Annotated in this window: 22 protein-coding genes; 16 read left to right on the plus strand and 6 right to left on the minus strand. The window is 29.0% G+C overall.

Going from position 1 to position 19,202, the window contains the following annotated elements:
- The gene (locus tag BLA33_RS03350; protein WP_029346776.1) at positions 1 to 654 is read right to left on the minus strand and encodes a membrane protein; all 654 of its coding nucleotides are present in this window, start codon (positions 652 to 654) and stop codon (positions 1 to 3) included.
- 202 nt (positions 655 to 856) lie between these two features.
- On the opposite strand from BLA33_RS03350, the gene infC reads away from it, so the two are divergent.
- From infC to tsaB, 6 genes are all read left to right on the plus strand, one after another.
- Positions 857 to 1,417, plus strand: coding sequence for a translation initiation factor IF-3 (infC, locus tag BLA33_RS03355; protein ID WP_004791674.1), 561 nt, complete (start codon positions 857 to 859; stop codon positions 1,415 to 1,417).
- Positions 1,418 to 1,439: 22 nt separating this feature from the next.
- On the plus strand, positions 1,440 to 1,640 hold the full coding sequence (gene rpmI, locus BLA33_RS03360; RefSeq protein WP_004792027.1) for a 50S ribosomal protein L35: 201 nt from the start codon (positions 1,440 to 1,442) through the stop codon (positions 1,638 to 1,640).
- A gap of 20 nt (positions 1,641 to 1,660) precedes the next feature.
- Positions 1,661 to 2,008, plus strand: coding sequence for a 50S ribosomal protein L20 (gene rplT, locus BLA33_RS03365; protein ID WP_029346774.1), 348 nt, complete (start codon positions 1,661 to 1,663; stop codon positions 2,006 to 2,008).
- A 213-nt stretch (positions 2,009 to 2,221) separates the two neighbouring features.
- Positions 2,222 to 2,482: a hypothetical protein gene (locus BLA33_RS03370; protein WP_004791627.1), complete on the plus strand. Its 261-nt coding sequence runs from the start codon at positions 2,222 to 2,224 to the stop codon at positions 2,480 to 2,482.
- Positions 2,479 to 2,892, plus strand: a complete 414-nt coding sequence (gene tsaE / locus BLA33_RS03375) for a tRNA (adenosine(37)-N6)-threonylcarbamoyltransferase complex ATPase subunit type 1 TsaE (RefSeq protein ID WP_029346773.1) — start codon at positions 2,479 to 2,481, stop codon at positions 2,890 to 2,892. Before BLA33_RS03370 ends, tsaE begins: the two co-directional genes overlap by 4 nt.
- Positions 2,885 to 3,538: a tRNA (adenosine(37)-N6)-threonylcarbamoyltransferase complex dimerization subunit type 1 TsaB gene (gene tsaB / locus BLA33_RS03380; RefSeq protein WP_029346772.1), complete on the plus strand. Its 654-nt coding sequence runs from the start codon at positions 2,885 to 2,887 to the stop codon at positions 3,536 to 3,538. The genes tsaE and tsaB overlap by 8 nt, the downstream gene beginning before the upstream one ends.
- Here the strand turns inward: tsaB and csrA are convergent.
- From csrA to BLA33_RS03405, 5 genes are read right to left on the minus strand one after another with little or no spacing between them, the layout of a single operon-like run.
- A complete protein-coding gene (gene csrA / locus BLA33_RS03385) occupies positions 3,522 to 3,767 on the minus strand; it encodes a carbon storage regulator CsrA (protein WP_004791940.1) in 246 nt (81 codons plus the stop codon). The two genes, tsaB and csrA, sit on opposite strands and share 17 nt — an antisense overlap.
- 2 nt (positions 3,768 to 3,769) lie before the next feature.
- On the minus strand, positions 3,770 to 4,162 hold the full coding sequence (gene fliW / locus BLA33_RS03390) for a flagellar assembly protein FliW (protein ID WP_004791733.1): 393 nt from the start codon (positions 4,160 to 4,162) through the stop codon (positions 3,770 to 3,772).
- Position 4,163: 1 nt separating this feature from the next.
- Positions 4,164 to 5,438: a flagellar hook-associated protein 3 gene (locus tag BLA33_RS03395; protein ID WP_029346770.1), complete on the minus strand. Its 1,275-nt coding sequence runs from the start codon at positions 5,436 to 5,438 to the stop codon at positions 4,164 to 4,166.
- Between the two features lie 2 nt (positions 5,439 to 5,440).
- The gene (gene flgK / locus BLA33_RS03400) at positions 5,441 to 7,324 is read right to left on the minus strand and encodes a flagellar hook-associated protein FlgK (protein WP_029346769.1); all 1,884 of its coding nucleotides are present in this window, start codon (positions 7,322 to 7,324) and stop codon (positions 5,441 to 5,443) included.
- 11 nt (positions 7,325 to 7,335) lie between these two features.
- Positions 7,336 to 7,830, minus strand: coding sequence for a flagellar protein FlbF (locus tag BLA33_RS03405; RefSeq protein WP_075226486.1), 495 nt, complete (start codon positions 7,828 to 7,830; stop codon positions 7,336 to 7,338).
- An 82-nt stretch (positions 7,831 to 7,912) separates the two neighbouring features.
- On the opposite strand from BLA33_RS03405, the gene mnmE reads away from it, so the two are divergent.
- Genes mnmE through BLA33_RS03455 form a run of 10 tightly spaced genes read left to right on the plus strand, consistent with a single transcriptional unit; the run spans position 7,913 to position 19,180 of the window.
- Complete coding sequence (gene mnmE, locus BLA33_RS03410) at positions 7,913 to 9,307, plus strand: tRNA uridine-5-carboxymethylaminomethyl(34) synthesis GTPase MnmE (RefSeq protein ID WP_029346768.1); 1,395 nt, start codon at positions 7,913 to 7,915, stop codon at positions 9,305 to 9,307.
- Between the two features lie 2 nt (positions 9,308 to 9,309).
- On the plus strand, positions 9,310 to 11,175 hold the full coding sequence (gene mnmG / locus BLA33_RS03415; RefSeq protein WP_029346767.1) for a tRNA uridine-5-carboxymethylaminomethyl(34) synthesis enzyme MnmG: 1,866 nt from the start codon (positions 9,310 to 9,312) through the stop codon (positions 11,173 to 11,175).
- Positions 11,172 to 11,798 carry a 16S rRNA (guanine(527)-N(7))-methyltransferase RsmG gene (gene rsmG, locus BLA33_RS03420; RefSeq protein WP_029346766.1) on the plus strand — a complete coding sequence of 209 codons (627 nt, stop codon included), beginning with the start codon at positions 11,172 to 11,174 and terminating at the stop codon, positions 11,796 to 11,798. Before mnmG ends, rsmG begins: the two co-directional genes overlap by 4 nt.
- A gap of 56 nt (positions 11,799 to 11,854) precedes the next feature.
- Positions 11,855 to 12,847 carry an AAA family ATPase gene (locus BLA33_RS03425; protein ID WP_004791899.1) on the plus strand — a complete coding sequence of 331 codons (993 nt, stop codon included), beginning with the start codon at positions 11,855 to 11,857 and terminating at the stop codon, positions 12,845 to 12,847.
- Positions 12,848 to 12,861: 14 nt separating this feature from the next.
- On the plus strand, positions 12,862 to 13,734 hold the full coding sequence (locus BLA33_RS03430) for a DUF58 domain-containing protein (RefSeq protein WP_029346765.1): 873 nt from the start codon (positions 12,862 to 12,864) through the stop codon (positions 13,732 to 13,734).
- A gap of 6 nt (positions 13,735 to 13,740) precedes the next feature.
- Entirely contained in the window at positions 13,741 to 14,640 is a 900-nt protein-coding gene (locus BLA33_RS03435) for a hypothetical protein (RefSeq protein ID WP_029346764.1), read from the plus strand.
- Positions 14,627 to 15,628, plus strand: coding sequence for a vWA domain-containing protein (locus BLA33_RS03440; RefSeq protein WP_029346763.1), 1,002 nt, complete (start codon positions 14,627 to 14,629; stop codon positions 15,626 to 15,628). The genes BLA33_RS03435 and BLA33_RS03440 overlap by 14 nt, the downstream gene beginning before the upstream one ends.
- Positions 15,625 to 16,611, plus strand: coding sequence for a vWA domain-containing protein (locus BLA33_RS03445; protein WP_029346762.1), 987 nt, complete (start codon positions 15,625 to 15,627; stop codon positions 16,609 to 16,611). The genes BLA33_RS03440 and BLA33_RS03445 overlap by 4 nt, the downstream gene beginning before the upstream one ends.
- A complete protein-coding gene (locus tag BLA33_RS03450; RefSeq protein WP_075226488.1) occupies positions 16,593 to 17,180 on the plus strand; it encodes a tetratricopeptide repeat protein in 588 nt (195 codons plus the stop codon). Before BLA33_RS03445 ends, BLA33_RS03450 begins: the two co-directional genes overlap by 19 nt.
- The gene (locus BLA33_RS03455) at positions 17,174 to 19,180 is read left to right on the plus strand and encodes an SH3 domain-containing protein (RefSeq protein WP_075226587.1); all 2,007 of its coding nucleotides are present in this window, start codon (positions 17,174 to 17,176) and stop codon (positions 19,178 to 19,180) included. Before BLA33_RS03450 ends, BLA33_RS03455 begins: the two co-directional genes overlap by 7 nt.
- The last annotated feature ends 22 nt before the right edge of the window (positions 19,181 to 19,202 follow it).

Here is a 19,202-nt window from a genome sequence, read left to right on the forward strand (position 1 = left end):
TTATTTCCTAGCATACTTATTATTAGTTGCTATAAATATTAAAACTAATGCAAGCATTATTAACGCATAGATACTCATATTGGTTAGAATTAATGTTTTTAAGGTTGCAATAAATAATCCTAAAAATAGAATAGGAGAAAGAATGATTTTGTATTCTTTTAGCGAGTATGTTTGGCATTTTTTAACTTTTTTTTTAAAGATTATTGCTGAAAATATTAACTTTATTGCATTAAGTATTGGCAATTCAATATATTCATAGATTCCAAAAATTTTGCTATTTAGGATTACTATTTCTAGATTTTTAGAAAATATTAGTCCAAATGCGAAGTATATGAGAATTGTTGAATTTTTGTTAAATGAAGAAGTTTCATTTAGGGTAAAAAAAAATATAAATATTAATAATGGTACTATATAGTAGTATAAATGCTCTTTTATAAATATTGAAATTCCCAAATTTATTCTTGATGTGTAATTTAATTCAAATGATCTATATAAAATAAATTCTTGAGTTAAATAAAGAAAAGAAAAAATTGTTATTGCAAAAAATATTGCTAAAATATGGGCTTGGGTATTTTTTGTTTTGCTTTGTTTTAACTGAGTATTTATATAAATTTTTAATATTAATGGCAGACTCGTTAATAAAAATAAACTCATTGTAAGTACAATTCTACTTTTAAACGTTTTTTAAATCAATCGATTGACTAAAAACTTGTATGATTTGGATATTTATTTTTTTATTAATGTTATTTTATTACTTTTTTCAAACATTATTCTTAGAATTTACTTTTTAGTGAATGTATATTAAAATTAATTATTAATTAATTAATTGATTGATTTAGGAGTATATATTTTTTAGATGATAAATAGAAATGCCAATAGAGATAGGGATAGGTCTAGATCAAATGACAAGGAATTGAAAATTAATTATAGAATTAAGGCCCGTGAGGTAAGAGTTATTTTTGAAAATGGAACACAAGAGGTTTTGTCAATTGAAGATGCTATTAAAAAAGCAAAAGAAGCTGGACTTGATTTAGTTGAGGTTTCTCCCAATGTATCTCCCCCGGTTTGTAAGATTATTGATTATGGAAAATATAAATTCCATCAAGAAAAGCGCCAAAAAGAGCAAAAAAAGAATCAAAAAGTAATTAAACTTAAAGAAGTTAGAATGCAGCCCAAGATAGATACCCATGACCTTGATTTTAAATCAAAAAACATTTTAAGTTTTCTCAAAGATGGCAATAAGGTTAAAGTTACAATAAGATTTAGAGGTCGTGAGCTTGCTCATACATATTTAGGATATGATATTTTGAACAGTATTCTTGAAAAAGTAGGGGAGGTGAATTATGTTTTGGAGTCTGCGGCTAAAATGGAAGGCAAGACAATGTTTTTGATTGTAGCGCCTAAGTTTAAAAAATAAATATTAAATTAAAGGGGATAAAATGGCAAGTAAGATGAAAACACGCAAAAGTGCAAAAAAAAGATATTCTTTTACTGTAAATGGCAAAGTTAAGTATAAAAAACAAAATTTAAGACATATTTTGACAAAAAAATCTTCTAAGCGTAAAAGAAATTTAAGGAAATCGGGAAATCTTTCTTGTTTTGAAGTTAAAAGAATTAAAACTTTATTACCTTATGGTTAAAATAATTTTAGGAGATAGATATGGCTAGGGCTAAAAACGGCACAGTTCACATTGCAAGGCGTAAGCGAATTTTAAAAAAGACAAAAGGGTTTTGGGGTACAAAAAAGAGTAATTATAAAAAAGCTAAAGATACCTTGAGAAAGGGCATGATGTATGCTACAAGAGATAGAAAAGCTAGAAAAAGAGATTTTAGGCGCTTATGGATTTCAAGAATTTCGGCTGCTTTAAGTGATACTGGGATTAGTTATTCAAGGTTCATTGAGGGTTTGTTGAAGTCTAATATAAAAATTAATAGAAAAATTTTGTCTAATTTGGCGATTGAAGATGCTGAAGCTTTTAAAAAAATTGTTTTAGAAATAAGAAGATGAAAAATAAAAACTCCTGGGAGGTTTAATTTTAAGGATTAGAGTTATTTTTTTGCGACATCTCATTAACTTTAGGGATTTGAAGATTTTTAGTCAATGATAGCTAAAAGCAATTCAGAGGTTAAGAATAAAAGTTCCGCCTTGAAAAATAGCGCTAAATAAAAATGTTCTTATGTTGGCTTTTTGGGAGTTTAATTTATTTTAAGGATTATTATTGTGCAGCTTATTTCTCTTAATAATATTGAAAAGCAAGAGAGTTATATTTATTATAGAAATGTATATTTTGCTGATGTTGTTTATAAGTATAATGACACCTTAGAAGTCAAAAAAGTTAAGTTTGTAATTGAGGCTACGCCCTTAGGTGAAAAGCATGTCACCATTGATTTTGTAGATCTTTTGAATTATCCTGTTTTAAAGTTAATGGTTGCAATTAAAAGACGTGTAATTGATTTGGAATTTAAAGGTATGCTTCCTTGATTTTAGAATTTAAATCAGAAAAAAAAATGATAAATTTTTCCAAATCTTTTTTTTATCCTTTGCCAATTGGTAAAATATTTGTTTTAAGTGGTGATATGGGATCTGGAAAAACTAGTTTTTTAAAGGGACTTGCTCTTAACCTTGGAATTTCTTATTTTACAAGTCCAACTTATAACATTGTTAATGTTTATGATTTTATAGATTTTAAGTTTTATCATATTGATTTATATCGTGTTTTTTCTTTGGAAGAATTTGAACTTATTGGAGGATTGGAAATACTTTTGGATCTTGACTCAATTATTGCTATTGAATGGCCACAAATTGCTTTAAGTATTGTTCCAAAAGACAGATTATTTTCTTTGACTTTTAAAATAGTTGGTTCAGGCAGGGTTATAGAACTTAATGATTAATGCACTTTCATTTGAATATTCATATAAAGCATTAATAGTTTATTGTAGAATTAACAATAGGGATTTTTCATTATTTGAACTTAAATCGAATTTTAATTTTAGTATTCCAAAAATTTTCAATGATTTTGTGATTACAAATAACATTGATCTTAATCAAATTAAATTAATTATAAATTCTTGTGGACCCGGTTCTTTTACTGGCCTTAGGATTAGTTTAAGTTTTGTCAAAGGGCTTGCTTTAGGCCTTTCTATTCCTTTTGTCAATATTTCTACATTGGATGTTTTTGCAAATGTAGTTAAAAACAGTTCCAGTGTAATTGTATTAACTTTTACCGCTGGTAAATATTTTCTTGGGCATTATAAAAATTGCGAATTGATAGGGAAGATTTTATGTTTTTCTAAGGAAGATTTGTTTGAATATCTAAATCAGATTGATCCAAATTCAGTGCTTATTGGTAACAATCTTGAGAATATTTCTGAAAAGTTTAGTTATAAATTTGAAATCATTGAAAATTTAAGTTCGTTTGGAAGAATTTTAACAGAACTTGGGATAGCTAAATATTTAAAAAATCGGAAAAGTGATGATATTTTATCAGGGCCTATTTACATAAGGCAAAGTGATGCAGAGATTAATTTTCATTCTTAAAATAATGATTGAATAAACTTTTAATTTTACTTATATTGTGTTTGTCTTTTAGCATTGATTTTTTATTTTCTTCTATAATAAATTTATAAATTTCAGATCGAAATATTTTAATGTTTTCAGGAGCTTTAATTGCAATTTTAACAGTATCCTTTTTTATTTCTAATATTAAAACTTCAATATCAGAGTTTATTTTAATACTTTCATTTACTTTTCTTGACAATACTAGCATCTTTATTCCTTGAAAACTTTATGGTGTAGTGAGTATTTTTCATTTGTGCATATAGCTTGTTTTCCAAGTAATTTTTTTTTGTTTATTATGATTGGTGCTTTCAGGTTAGCTGTAATGTCTTTATAATCATTAACATGCATATTGATTATACATAGGATAACTCTTTCATCCTCTTCTTTTGCTTTAATGTCTGACCAATCTTTTTCCTGGATATTTGGTAAGTATTCGCTTAAAAAATTAAAAGGAGATGTTACTAAAAAGCTTACGTCTTTATTGATGGATTGCATAATGGAAAAAGGCTTATATTTAGAGTCTTTTATTATAAATTTTTTAATGTTTTCAAATCCAAGTATCCCTTCAGGGAAATCAAATCCTATACTTTTTTCATTTATCATTCTATTTTATGAAATCCAACAAAGTTGTTTGCATTATTTTGGCAGAGATTCCTAAAGATACTTGATAAGCTAAGCTTGCCATATTTAAATTAGTTATTGCCTTTGTTACGTCAAGATCGGTGTATTGGACCATATCTTCTTTCATGTCCGCAGCCTCTTTGCTTATTCTTTCATAACTTCTATCAAGTCTATTTTCTTTTGCTCCAAGATCTGCAACAGATATAAGTAATCTTTTTAAGCTTTCATCAATTTCTGCTAGACTTCTACTTCCAACAAGCTCTTCTTTATTATTGTAAAGTGTGTCTCTGAGTTCAATAAGCGCATCGAAAATAGATCTGCTTCTAACTTCTGTACTGCTAGAAAGGTTGTAAGGAGGTAGTTTAGTATCATTATTTTTAGTAAGTATTCCAAGTGTTTGTAAAACATTCGATTCTTTTGCTTCTGTTATCCAAATTTGGTGTGGAGTTGTAGTTTTAATAGACAATGAGTTTAAAACGGGATCAACGCTTGCTTCAACAGGGGCTGAAGACTCATTGATTTTTGCAACAATGTCAAGAGCAGTATCTCCTGTTGTTAGTCCTATTTCAACATTGTCAATATAAATTTTTGTATTTTCTTTTACGGTAAACCCATTAGTGTTTATTGATGATATAATATTTTGGTTTTGCAAGAAAAATATTTTATTCCCAGGATAATTATTTGATATATGCACATCATTGTATACTTCTGTTTTCTTTTCAGCTTGATTTCCATTATATTCTACTTTGATTATTTGAGGACCTTCACCGTCTTTGCTTATTTTGCTTATTTTGTTCTCTCTAGTCACTTTAAATGCTTCGCTATCAATTTTGGTCCCCGAGAATATACTGTATCCATCAGGCCCTTTAGCGTTTGCTATTGCAATAGCATCTTCTAGTAAAGCATTTACTTCTTTTGATATCATTTTTTTGTCATCTGCTTCGTAAGTTCCGCTTGCTCCTTGAATGGCAATTTCTTTAGCTCGTGTTAAAATATTTGTAAGAGATTGTAAGTATCCTTCTGTATATCGTAGGTTGCCTTTAGAAGTGCCAATATTTTTTATGTATACATTAAGTTTAAATATGTCGCTATCGAGCCTTATTGCGTGAGTAACGCCTGTTGGATCGTTTCTTAGTTTTACAATCCTTTTACCGCCTTTGTATAAGTTTTCTAAAAGTTTTGTAATTTTAGATTCTTGCTCTGCTGCAGAGGTTTTTAAATTTTCATATGTTAATGGATGACTTACTCTATTTATCATGCTTATACTCCCATTTTATTTATTACTGTGTCTATTAGTTCGGCAGAAACGGTGATAAATTTACTTGCTGCAATAAAGGCTTGTTGAAATTCGATCATGTTTGCAAGTTCTTCATCTTTATTTACTCCAGAAATAGACATTCTTAGATCTGTTAAATCTTTTAATATTTGAGATTGGCTTTCTTTTGTGATTTCTGATATTTGTCCTTTTATTGCTATATTTGATGCTGTATTTGCAAAGTAATCATTTAGTGTTAAATTTTTACCAATCATAATCTGAGAATTTCCAAAAGAGGAGATTCTCAATGCTGCTTGGTTATCTCCAATAGATATTTCATTTGTTGGACTATTAATTCCCGCTGCTATTTTTGAAGGATCTAAGTCTATTGTGTCTGCAACTTTTATCCATGCCGCAGGATTTTTTAGAGGCGAAATTGAATAAGTGGATTTAGGGGTTAATTTGTCTATTGTGTCAATATTTCTATAATCATAAGCTCCCTCAGGTCCAGATTCATTTAATATTCCTGTATATTTTGTAAGAAATAATCCAGAATCTTCTATATGTTTAATTCTAAATGTTATGTTTTCATTTTCTTGTTCTTTAACTGCTTTGATTTCAAACTTACCTTCTGAGTTAATTCTTGCTGTAACTTGTGCATTTGAATTGTTTATTCTATTTATCAGATCTTGAACTGTATCTGGAGCATTGTAAGGTATTTCTATAATCTCATTGCTATTAGTAGCCTCAAATTTAAGAGTTCCATAAAATCCCAATTTCTCTTCTGGGAATATTTCGTTTGTGCTATTAATTTTGAAAACATGAACGGAGTCAAATTGGCCATTTCCGTTAGTATCATATCGAGCGCGATCATCAGTTAGTTTTAGCTCTTTAGAAAAAAAGCTTCTTCCATTTTTTTTGTCCATCCCATACCCTGTTTCATGTATTTCGTTAACAAGCTCTATAATGTTGACAGCTAAATTATTTAGTTCATTGATTTCATTTTTAATCTCTTCATCTCTTATGTTAAGCAAAGATCCAAGCTTTCCCGTTTCAAGGTTAACTTTATCATTGTTTGCCCATAAAATGCTCCATCTGGTTCTGGTAGGTCCGTTTGTAGCTTCTAGTTTAAACTCATTAGCAATTGAACCTTGTACAAGGTGTCTTCCTTCTGAGTGAATTAAAAATTCATTGGGATCTTGTTTGTTTTCAATTGATACACTTATTAAATTGCCCAATTTTTCAACCATTAAATCTCTTGCGTCCATTAAGTCATTTGGATTGTCTTTCATTGCTTGAGATTTTGAAATTTGTTTATTAAGATTTGCAATGTTTTTAATGTAATTGTTTGCCTCATCTGTTGTAATTTTTATTTCATCGTTTGCCATTATGTAAATTCTTTCTAGTGAATGGAATCTGCTTCTTATTAATTCGCAAAAAGACTTGCCTCTTTCTAGAATTATTTTTCTTTCTGCTAAACCTTGTGGTTGATTTGCTAGATCTTGCCAACTTTCCCAAAAATCATTTAATCTTTTTCTTATTGATTGATCTTCAGGCTCATTATAAACATCTTCTAACATTGATATAAACTTGTCTTGTGAAGTCCAGTACCCTAGTCGGTGTGATTCTTCAACGATTCTTGTGTTAAGTAGTTCATCTTTTACTCTGTCTATAGATTGAACCACTATTCCCTGGCCCAATTGTCCTTGCTTTTTAGCTCTGTTTAGTTGCGGAGCATAAAGAGGAATTTCGGTTTTCATTGTTACTCTTTGCCTTGAATATCCAGGTTTTGTAGCATTAGATAAATTATGACCAACTGTATTCATGGCATCTTTATGTGCAAATAAACTTCTTTTGCCAATTTCTATTCCTGAAAATGTTGAATCCACTCTAAACTCCTTTAAAGTTTTTTATTTATTAAAACGGAAGCTTCTTTTGAGCATCCAATTTTTGGCCCGTAAGGGTTTTTGTAAGTTACATTTTCTATACTTTCTTGGACATCTTGAAATATTATTGCTAACATGTCAAGGGATGTGTTTACATAGCTTTGTATTATGTAGTTTAAATTTTTGATATTCAGTATTCCAATTTTCAATTTATGTAGATAGTTGTATATTTCTTTTTTGTAAATTGTAGTCAATTTTTCTACAGCTTCGTAAGTTGACTCAAAGTTTTTATTTTGGGTAAATTTTTTCCAAATTTCGTCTCTTTTGCTTTCAATTTCTTGAAAATTTTCAAGTAATATTTTTGTTTTGTTTGAAATCTCTTTAAGTCCAATTTCATTTTTATTGTCGATATTTTCTTTTATTTTTAGGTATGACTTATATATTTCTTCTACTAAAAAAAGCTCTTCTTTTAAAACCTCTTTTAGTTCAATTTCAAGTTTTGCTTTCATTTTTATGAAATTAATTATAAGCCATTATAAATATATTTACAAATCAATTTTGTCTTTTTATTGTGTTATAATGCATTAAGGTATGAGTAAGCTTTTTGAAAGAGATGATGACATTGTAGCTCTTGCAACCCCTTTTTTAAGTAGTGCTTTATGCGTGATTCGTAGTAGCGGTGCTTCTTCTATTTCTAAATTTTCTAAAATCTTTTCAAATCATTCAGCTCTTAATTCAGCACCTGGGAATACAATTCATTATGGTTATATATTGGATAATGAGAATAATTGCAAGGTAGATGAAGTTGTTGTGTGTTTATATCGAGCGCCAAAGAGCTTTACGGGGCAAGATTCCATTGAAGTTATAGCTCATGGCTCTGTGATTGGGATTAAAAAAATTATAGATTTGTTTTTAAAAAGTGGGTTTAGGATGGCTGAGCCTGGTGAATTTACTTTACGTTCATTTCTTGCTAAAAAAATTGATCTTACAAAAGCAGAAGCAATCAATGAGATTATTTTTGCCAAGACTAATAAAACTTATTCTCTTGCAGTTAATAAGCTTTCTGGAGCTTTATTTGTTAAAATAGATGCAATAAAAGGATGTATTTTAAACTTTCTCTCAGCTGTTAGTGTTTATCTTGACTATGAGGTTGATGACCATGAGATTAGCATCCCATTTGACTTGATTTTAAATAGCAAAGCTGAGCTTAAGAAATTAATTAATTCTTATAAGGTTTATGAAAAAATTGATCATGGTGTTACTTTGGTTTTAGCAGGCTCTGTTAATGCTGGAAAGTCTTCGTTATTTAATATGTTTCTCAAAAAAGATAGATCAATTGTCTCTTCATACCCTGGTACCACAAGGGATTATATTGAAGCAAGTTTTGAGCTTGATGGCATTTTATTTAATCTTTTTGATACAGCAGGTCTTAGAGATGCTGATAATTTTGTTGAGAGACTAGGAATTGAGAAAAGTAATTCTTTAATAAAGGAAGCATCTTTAGTAATTTATGTGATTGACGTTAGTTCAAATTTAACAAGAGAGGATTTCTTGTTTATTGATTCAAATAAATCTAATAGTAAAATATTATTCGTTTTAAATAAGATAGATTTAAATATAAATAAATCTACTGAGGAATTTGTTCGTTCAAACGTCTTAAATTCTTCAAATTTAATAATGATTAGTACTAAAAATTTAGAAGGAATAGATATTCTTTATGACAAAATAAAGACGCTAATCTCTTATGAGAAAGTAGAGATTGGACTTGATGATATAATAATATCTTCAAGTCGTCAGATGCAACTTTTAGAGAAAGCTTATGCTTTGGTTTTAGATTTATTGAATAAAATTGATCGCCAAGTAAGTTATGATATGTTAGCATTTGATGCTTATGAGATTATTAATTGTTTAGGTGAAATAACGGGAGAAGTTAGTAGTGAAGATGTTCTTGACAATATGTTTAAGAATTTTTGTTTGGGGAAATAAATATGGATTTTGACGCAATTGTTATTGGAGGAGGTCATGCGGGAATTGAAGCTGCGCTTGCTCTTTCAAGGTTGAATTTTAAGACTTTAATGATTACTCAAAATTTAGATACAATTGGCAAGCTTTCTTGCAATCCTGCTATTGGCGGACTTGCTAAGGGCAATATGGTTAGAGAGATTGATGCTCTTGGTGGTGAAATGGGTCGTATTATTGACTTTAGTATGATTCAGTTTAGAGTTTTAAATAAGAGTCGTGGTCCTGCAGTTCAAGCTCCACGTGCTCAAGCTGATAAATTAATGTACCAAACCAAGGCCAAAGAAACTTTAGAGCGTCAAGACAATCTTGATCTTTTTCAAGATACAGTTGTTGATTTTATTCTTAATTCTATGAGAAATGAAATCAAAGGCGTTGTTACAGAGAGAGGCAATAAGTTTAGAGCAAGTGTTGTGGTGCTTACAACAGGGACTTTTCTTCGAGGGAAAATATTTATTGGTGAGTATAGAGCTAATATGGGTAGACTTGCTGAATTTTCTGCTTATGGACTTGATAAAACTTTGCTTAGCCTTGGATTTGAAATGGGTAGGCTTAAAACGGGCACTCCAGCAAGAATTCATAAAAAAAGTGTAGACTTTTCAAAGACTGAAGTTCAATTTGGAGATTCAGACATCATTCCCTTCTCTTTTTCAAATGGCAATTTAGACAAATCTCAACTTTCATGTTATGTGACCTATACCAATAAAAGAACCCACGAAATAATTAGTGAAAATATGCACTTGTCACCCCTTTATTCTGGTGAGATTGTAGGTAATGGCCCAAGATATTGTCCTTCTATTGAGGATAAGATAGTAAAGTTTAAAGATAAGGATAGACATCAAATCTTTATTGAGCCTGAAGGGTTTAATACGGAAGAAATGTATCTTAATGGTCTTAGCTCTTCTTTGCCTGAAAATATTCAGCAGAAATTTATTAACAGCATTGAAGGCCTTGAGCATGCTATTATTACAAGGCCTGGTTATGCAGTTGAGTATGATTATATAAATCCAATTGAACTTTATCCAAATCTTGAGAGCAAAAGAGTTAAAGGGCTTTTTGTAGCAGGTCAGACCAACGGCTCTTCAGGATATGAAGAGGCAGCAGCTCAAGGGTTAATGGCTGGAATTAATGCTGCTCTTAGACTTCAAAATAAAAAGCCAATGATTTTAACAAGAACTAGCTCTTATATTGGAGTTCTTATTGACGATCTTGTTACTAAAGGCACTAAAGAGCCTTACAGAATGTTTACTTCAAGAGCTGAGCACAGGCTTAATTTAAGGCACGATACTAGTGATAAGCGTTTAATTAAGATTGGATATGATCTTGGGCTTGTTGATGAGGAGAGATATTCAAAATATCTTTTTAAGAAGAGAAGAGTTGAAGAGATAAAGGAGCTTTTAAAGCAAAGGCGGCTTAGCTTAAAAGATGTTGCTGATGAACAATTAAAAAAACATGTTAGTAAAGATTTTTACCATATTTTAAAAGATCCTTCTATTAGTTTAGATAATCTGATAAAGATTGATCCAAGTTTAAGTGATTCAAAAGTAATTTTAGAGCAAGTTGAATTAGATGTTAAATATGAAGGTTATATTAATAGACAGAAAGATTTAATTAAAAAACTTAATAATCTGGAGCTTGTCAAGCTTCCATTTGATTTTAATTACGAGATTATTGAAGGCCTTTCAAGAGAAGCTAGAGAGAAATTTTCCAAGGTTCAACCAGCTACTCTTGCTCAAGCAAGTCGAATTCCTGGAATAAGAAATACGGATATTACTGTTTTGTTTATATATTTTTCAAATCCTAAAAATAAGGTAGTTTTAAATTTTTCTTTATGATAAGTGATATTGACTTTGCTTTTTCAGAATGTAATTTCCAGTTTGCTTACAAAGATCTTCAGAAAATAAATTTATATATAAAGAGAATTTTACTTTTAAATACCAGATTTAATTTAATTTCAAATAGCAATAACAACTTTAATTCTATTCTTAATCTACATGTTATAGATTCTCTTTTGGGATTATCAACTATTAAAGAGATCAATCCTTCTGAAATTCTTGATGTTGGAAGTGGTGCTGGATTCCCAGGTATTGTTTTGGCTATTTTTGACACTTCTAGAAAATATTATCTTTTAGAGAGAAGTAAAAAAAAGTCTACTTTTTTGAAAATGATAAAATTAGAACTTGATTTAGAAAATGTAAAAATTTTAGAATATGAGATTGAAAGAGAAAAAAAGAAGTATGAATTTATTACAATTAGAGCTTTTAGAAGTATGAATGAATATGCGTTAGTTTTAAAAAATCTTTTAAAGAATGGAGGTTTGATTATGGCATATAAGGGCAAATTTGATAAAATTAATCTTGAGGTCAGTCAAATTAAAGATCTGTTTAGTAAAATAGAAATAAAGTCTTTAAATTCAAAATTAAGCCTAGATAGAAATTTGGTTTTACTTTACAGATAATATTATTATAGCTTAGGTTCAATTTATATTTTAAAGTGATTTTGACTAGGAGTATTATGAAGAGTAGTTTTCAGATAGATTCAGAAGTAGAGAATGCATTACATTTGATAAATAAATTTAGAAGAGAGGTTGCAAGCAGGATTCTTGGTCAAAAAGAAATGATAGATGCTATTTTAATGGGACTTTTAACAGAAGGGCATGTTTTACTTGAAGGGGTTCCAGGTCTTGCTAAGACCCTTGCAATTCAAACTGTATCTGATGTTCTTGATCTTGAGTTTAAGCGTATACAGTTTACTCCAGATCTTTTGCCGTCAGACCTTACAGGTAATATGGTTTATAAAAGTGCTACAGGGACTTTTAAGGTTAGAAAAGGCCCAGTATTTTCAAATGTTATTTTAGCAGATGAAATCAATAGAGCTCCCGCAAAAGTTCAGTCCGCTCTTCTTGAGGCTATGGGAGAAAGGCAGGTAACTCTTGGAGACGAAACCCATAGGCTTCCAGATCCGTTTTTTGTTCTTGCTACTCAAAATCCAATAGAGCAAGAAGGGACTTACAATTTGCCAGAATCCCAACTTGATAGATTTTTATTAAAAGTTAATGTTAATTATCCATCAGTGCAGGATGAAGTAAGGCTTTTGAAAATATTTTCAGTGGATGGACGTCTTGAAAATATTAAAGTTGCAAAGGTGATGAATGCTTATTCTTTGGCTGATATTAAAAGAACGGTTGGCAGGGTAAAAGTTGATGACAAAATAATGCTTTATATTGTTACTTTAATCTCTGCATCTCGAGAAAGAGATAAGAAAACTTATCCATTTGCCAAATATATTGAATTTGGTGCATCTCCTAGGGCTTCTCTTAGTTTATTAAAGTGTGCTCGTGTTAATGCTCTTTATGAGGGACGAATATTTGTTCTACCAGAAGATGTTAAAGCTGTGGCTTATAGTGTGTTAAGGCACAGGATTACACCATCTTATGAGGCAGAAGTAGAGGAAATGAGTATTGATGATATTATTAGAATGCTTCTTTCTGCTGTAGCGCTTCCTTAGGAAATAATTGTTAAATGATACAAGATAACGAAATAACTAGTAGTACTAAGACTAGGATAAAAGCTTTAAAGTTCTTTTCAAGAAAAATGCTTTCAGAGCTTAATTTTGGTGGCTATCGTTCAATTTTTAAAGGACTTGGTCTTGAATTTCATGAATTTAGACCCTATGAAGATTCTGATGATGCTAGATTTATTGATTGGAATGTGAGTTCAAAAGCTGATAGCATTTTTTCAAAGGTTTTCAAAGAAGATAGGGGAATGAATCTTCATCTTCTAGTAGATAATTCACTTTCCATGAGCTTGGGGGACAAGGTAAATAAAAAGGATGTTCAGGATTTGTTGGTTTCTATTTTTGCACATATGGCATTTTTTAATAATGATAAAATAGGTGTTACCTTTTTTTCAAGTGGAACAGACAAGTTTATACCCTCTAGCAAGGGTCATTCACACTTAGGGTTGATTTTAAGTGAAACAATCAATAGAAATCTTAAGCCGGGTAGCAGCTTAGCTTATATTTTTAAAAATACAGCAGAATATTATAAAAAAAGATCTTTAGTTATAATTATTTCTGATTTTAAGGCGAATGCTTATTTTAAATCTTTGAATGTTTTGAGTAAGAGACATAATGTTATTGCTATAAGAATTTCAGATTTTTTTGATGAAAATTTTCCTAAGATTGGAACTTTGATTTGCGAAGATATTGAAACTGGAGAAAATTTTTTAGTTTCAGGGTTTAGCAAGTTAACATTAGGTGATTATAAAAACTATTGGACGCTTGATAAAATAAAATGGAAAAAAGAGTGTATTAAAAAAAATATTAGTTTTATTGAAATTGATACTAAAGAAGATGTTTTTAAGAAACTTAAAATTCTTCTTAAAAAGGGATAATAGATTTTGAAGGGAATTGTTTCAAATCTTTTTCTTTTTTTAGCCTTATTTTCACATTCTTATGAAATAAAGAATGAAATATTTATGCCAACTCGTTACTATGTGGGTGATTCTGTTGATTTTAAAGTTTCATTAATTTTAAATGATGATGAGGAGTTTTTTCCTGCAGATTTTAAAGAGATTAAAGATGAATTTGTTGAAGTAAATTCAATTAGCTTTAATGACGTAACAAATGAAATAATAGTTAATTTTGTTTCTTTTTATATTGGAAGTACTTCTCTTCCTTCTATTTATATTGGGGATGTAATTAACAATGGTAAGAAAAGCAAGGTTTTTCTAGAAAATATAAAAATCAATACAGATAAACTAGTATCTAATAATTCTGATTTTAAAATTAAAAATATAGAAGGCGTTTTATTTATTCCTGGAACAAGTGCCTATTTATTTTTATTCATTCTTGCTTTATTTTTGATTCCTTATTTAACTCTTAAGCTTTTAAAGCTTTTAAATCGACTTTTAATTTACTTGATAGTTAAGCATGGGCTTAAAAAGCCTTATAAAGTATTGCAGAGACAGTTTGTTATTTTGTCTAAATATGCCAGAGAAGGTGGAGACCAAAGTGCATTTTATAATTTAATAAATTCTTCTTTAAGAGTTTATTTATCTAAAAAAACAGGTTTTGATTTTAATGCGATTACCACAACAGAAATTTCTATAATTTTGCAAGATCTTAAGGTTCCTTACGAAATTCGTTCAACCTTTATTAATACGTTAAGGCTTTCTGATTTTAGTAAATTTAGTGGTGTTGATTTAGTATTTGAGAGTTTGTCGTTTGTTTTAGAGGATTTAAGAACCGCAGCATCGAATTTTGAAGATTTTAATAGAGGTCCTAATGTTAACATTTAATGATCCCTTGTATTTATTTTTATTGGTAATTTTTCCTTTAATAATTTATTTTAATCATTTTTTTAAAAATAGAGGGGGCAAGATAAAGTTTCCAATATCGCTTTATGGCAATTTTAATTCTTTAAAGCTTAAGGATTATAGATTAAATTTGATGTATTTTTTTACTTATTCTTTTTTGTATTTAGCTGCAATGGTTATGGTGTTTGCTTTAGCAGGTCCTTCGGTTTCAAAAAAGAAGATGATACATCTTAGTGCTGGCGCTGACATTGTCATTGTTCTTGACATATCGCCTAGTATGGGGGCTGTTGAGTTTTCTTCTAAGAATAGACTTGAGTTTTCAAAAGAATTGATTAGACGTTTTATTTCTCAACGTGAAAATGATAATATTGGCTTGGTAGCTTTTGCAAAAGATGCTTCAATAGTGGTGCCTATAACAACAGATAGGGATTTTTTTAATAAAAAGTTAGATGATATTTATATTATGGATCTTGGCAATGGGTCTGCTTTAGGATTAGGTATGTCTATTGCGCTGTCTCATTTAAAGCATTCCGAAGCCCTTAAAAGATCAATAGTGGTTTTAACAGATGGGGTTGTTAATTCAGATGAGATTTATAAAGATCAAGTGATTAACCTTGCTCAAGGTTTAAATGTTAAGATTTATTCTATTGGCATTGGAAGTTCTGAGGAATTTAGTGTTGAGTTTAAATTAAGATCTGGAAAATTTTATCAAGGAAGTCTTAAAGAGATTTATGATCCTAGTATGCTTGTTGAGATTTCACATAAAACAGGGGGGCTTTTTTATTCAGTTAATGATGATTTTTCTTTTCAATTTGCAATTCAAGATTTTTCAAAAAAAGAAAATTTGGAGAGAAAAATTAAAATAGCCGTGGACAATAAAGATATTTATAAAGAATTTTTAGTTGTAGCGTTTTGCTTATTATTTATTTATTTTATTTTTTCAAAAATTTTCTTAAAAGAGATACTATGAGTATAAATAATTATAGTGCTTTATACTTTTTTTTAATTTTAATATGTATTTTTTTTGTGTGTGTGCTTGATTTTAGACGAAATATTCCGTTTTTTAAAACCTTAAGCTTTATGTATGGAGACAATTCCTACATTCAAAATTACTACATTAAAAAAGTTCTCATGACAATGTTTTTTATTTTAAGCTTGATTTTTCTCATTTTATCCATCTTGGATATTTCTTGGGGACAAAGAGCTGTTGAGGATGAGAGAAATAAATTGAGAATTTCTTTTATTTTTGATATTTCTCGTAGCATGTTAAGTGTGGATGAAGGTAAGATTATTAATAGACTTGAGAGTGCTAAAAATATGATTAGTTTAATTTTAAGCAATTTTGATAATGCAGAATATTCTCTTACTATTTTTAAAGGGAAGTCTATATTGGTTTTACCTTTTTCTAAGGATAAAAACAGTTTAAACAAGATGCTAAATTATATAGAGCCTAATTTAATAAGCTCCCCCGGGAGTTTTTTAGGAGATGCTGTTTTTAGTGTAATCTCTAGTTTACAGGATGACTCTTATTATAATTTTTTAGTCATTTTAACAGATGGCGATGATTGGGGAGAAAATAATTATTATAGGTTTTCTAAATTTGTCAATAATTTAAAGTTGGAAAGTTTTGTGGTTGGGATTGGAGGTAATAATCCTGTTTTATTTGATAATAATTTAATTATTAAAGATAAAGATGGAAATCTTGTTAAATCTGTGATAAATGAAGAAAATTTACTTCTTCTTGCCTCTTCTCTTAAAGGGTCATATTATAACTTGTATTTAAAAGGGATTAACCTTGTTGTCAATGATATAAGAAATGGTATAATAAGAAGAACGTCAAACGATATTATACTTGTTGATGTATCAAGGTATAAAATTTTTTTGGTTATTTCATTGTTGTTTATTTTTATGTATTTATTTGTCAGGATGGTAAAGTGGGACGAAACTTTTTAGCATTTTTATATGCTTGCTTTTTGTGTTTAGGTTTTTTGTCTTGCTCAAATGTTAAGTCTATGTCTTTAATGACTATTGGCAATTATGAATATGTTAGGGGAAATTATCAAAATGCAATTTCAAATTATTATAATCTTGTAGAGGATAAAAAATATTCTGCTTGGGGATATTATAATCTTGGTATTGTATATTATTCTTTAGGCGAGTATGAAAGTTCTCTTAGAATATTCTCTTATGCAAAGAAAACCAATGATATTTTTTTAAATTTTAATGTCAATTATAACGAAGGGATAATATACTATAATCAAGGACTTTATCATAAGGCCGAGATGGCTTTTAAAGAGGCTTTGAAAATTAATCCTAGCAGTTATAATGCTAAATATAATCTTGAACTTGCAATAATAAAAAAACGAACAGTTCGTGATAGTTTAAATTCTTTAAGTGTAGAAAAAAGTAAAAATTTTGTTGAAAGTAATGAAAATTTTTTAAGGTACATTGAAAATCTTGAGAGGGTTGTATGGTTGAGAAAAATAGACGAGAGTTTGGTTGCTCCAAAAGAAGATTGGTAATATTTTTTATTTATTTTTTTTCAATCGCAAGGCTTTATTCGCTTACAGGTATTGATTTTGTTAAAAATATTAAAGTTTTAAAGGGCGACAAGTTTATTCAGATCGTAAGGCTTAACAATCCTTTGCAAGACATTGATACAAGTTTGCTAAAAGTTGAAATAAATAAAGAAGTTAAATCCAATTCTAATGTTTTATCAATATCTAGGACAACGGATAATAATAACTTTTCTTTTATTGAGATTAAAGTTGAATATCTTTTTGAGGGTTTAGGGTTTATTAAGATTCCCCCATTAAAAGTAATTTATAAAGGTGATTCTTATGTATCTTCAGAAGCTGAAGTTAGTGTGCTAAGAGCTGATGAAATAAATTCTTTTGGTTTGCCAGTTGATTTATATTGGGATCTTAATAAAAGAGAGGTTTATGAATATCAAAGCATTGGTCTTGTTTTGCGTTCAAATTGGCTTTTAGATAGCAATTCTAATAAAATTTCTGGATTTTTGCCTGCTATTAAGGATGCAATGATTGAAAAGATGCCTATATTTGGGGATATTCAATATAGAACTTTTAATAATAAAGAAATTTTAGATGTACCTTTTTATAATTTTGTACTAACTCCTCTTAAGGGCTCAAAAAATGTTTTGATTCCCAGTTTTTCTTTTAATATTGATTCTGGTCTTGTTAGGGAAGCTCCCGAGCTTTTATTAAAAGTTAAACCAATCCCCAAAGAGGTTAAATCTTTGGCAGTGGGAACTTTTAGGATTGATTATGAGACTCCTACTTATTCTACAATTGAACAAGATATATTTACTATTTTAATAAAAATTACAGGTCAAGGGAATTTTCCACATTTTTACTTTCCAGAGATTGAAACTTATAATTCTAAAATTCTTAATAAAAAGAAAAATTATAGTTTTAAGCCCTCTAAAGATGGATACAAGGGCAGTATTTCTCAAATTTATACAGTTAAGCCCGACACTAAAGGTAGTGTATTTTTAAATATTGGTGATTTTAGTTATTTAAATCCAGATAATGGAACAGTTTATACTCTTAAAGGGAAGAAATTAAAGTACGAATATTCGGGAAATTTTGATAGCATAAACAAAATACATAACAATATAGATTCTGATTTTAAACTGCTATCTTATACTGATATTTTGAATTACAAAAATAAAACTTTTTTATTTTTTGTTCCATGCTATTATTTACTTTTGATCCCGGGGTTTTTATTATCTTTGGCCATTTTAATTAACTATAAAAAATTTTTTGCAGCATCAAGTTTTGGACTGGCTATTTTAATATTGGCTGTTGGCATTAGTTTAAATGCTGTAAATGATAGTTTATTGTCAGAAAAAAATATAAATGATTTGATTGAAAACTATAATGCTAAAAATTATGATGCTGCACTTATCAAGATTGATAATATTCTTAAAAAATATCCAAATTATTCAGGACTTTGGTTAAATAGAGCTCTTGTTTTAAGTAAAATGGATAGAGATTTTGATGCTATTTATTCAGCTTATAAGGCATTTTTAGCTTCTCCAAATAATGAAGCCCCCTATAAGGTTATTGGTCTAATTGAAGCCAAAAATGGAGTTACAGACAATATTCGTAACAATAGTTTTATTTTTTCTAATATTTTTTTTATTATTAGCTTATTTTTGATAAATTTTTTAGTCGTATCTATTTCTTATAAATTTTTGGCAAAAAATTTAAAAAAAATAATTATATTTTTACTTTTTTCTGCGGTTTGTTTTACTATATTTGAAACATATTATTTTTATTCTGAGCAACAATCTGAGGTGGGAATAATTAAAGGTGATTTAGTTTCTCTTTACAAGGTTCCTGATAACTTTTCAAGGAGTTGGAGATTTTTAAAAGGAAATGCGAGTGTTTATATCCTTGACAGCAAAGACGATTTTGTTCTTATTGAAACAAGTTATGGACTTCAAGGCTGGATTCACAAGAATTTTGTTGTATCCTTAAAAGATAATTTGATCTAAAAAATAAATATTTAAAATGCTT

It is taken from the genome of Borreliella garinii, from assembly GCF_001922545.1.
Taxonomy (GTDB): Bacteria; Spirochaetota; Spirochaetia; order Borreliales; family Borreliaceae; genus Borreliella; species Borreliella garinii.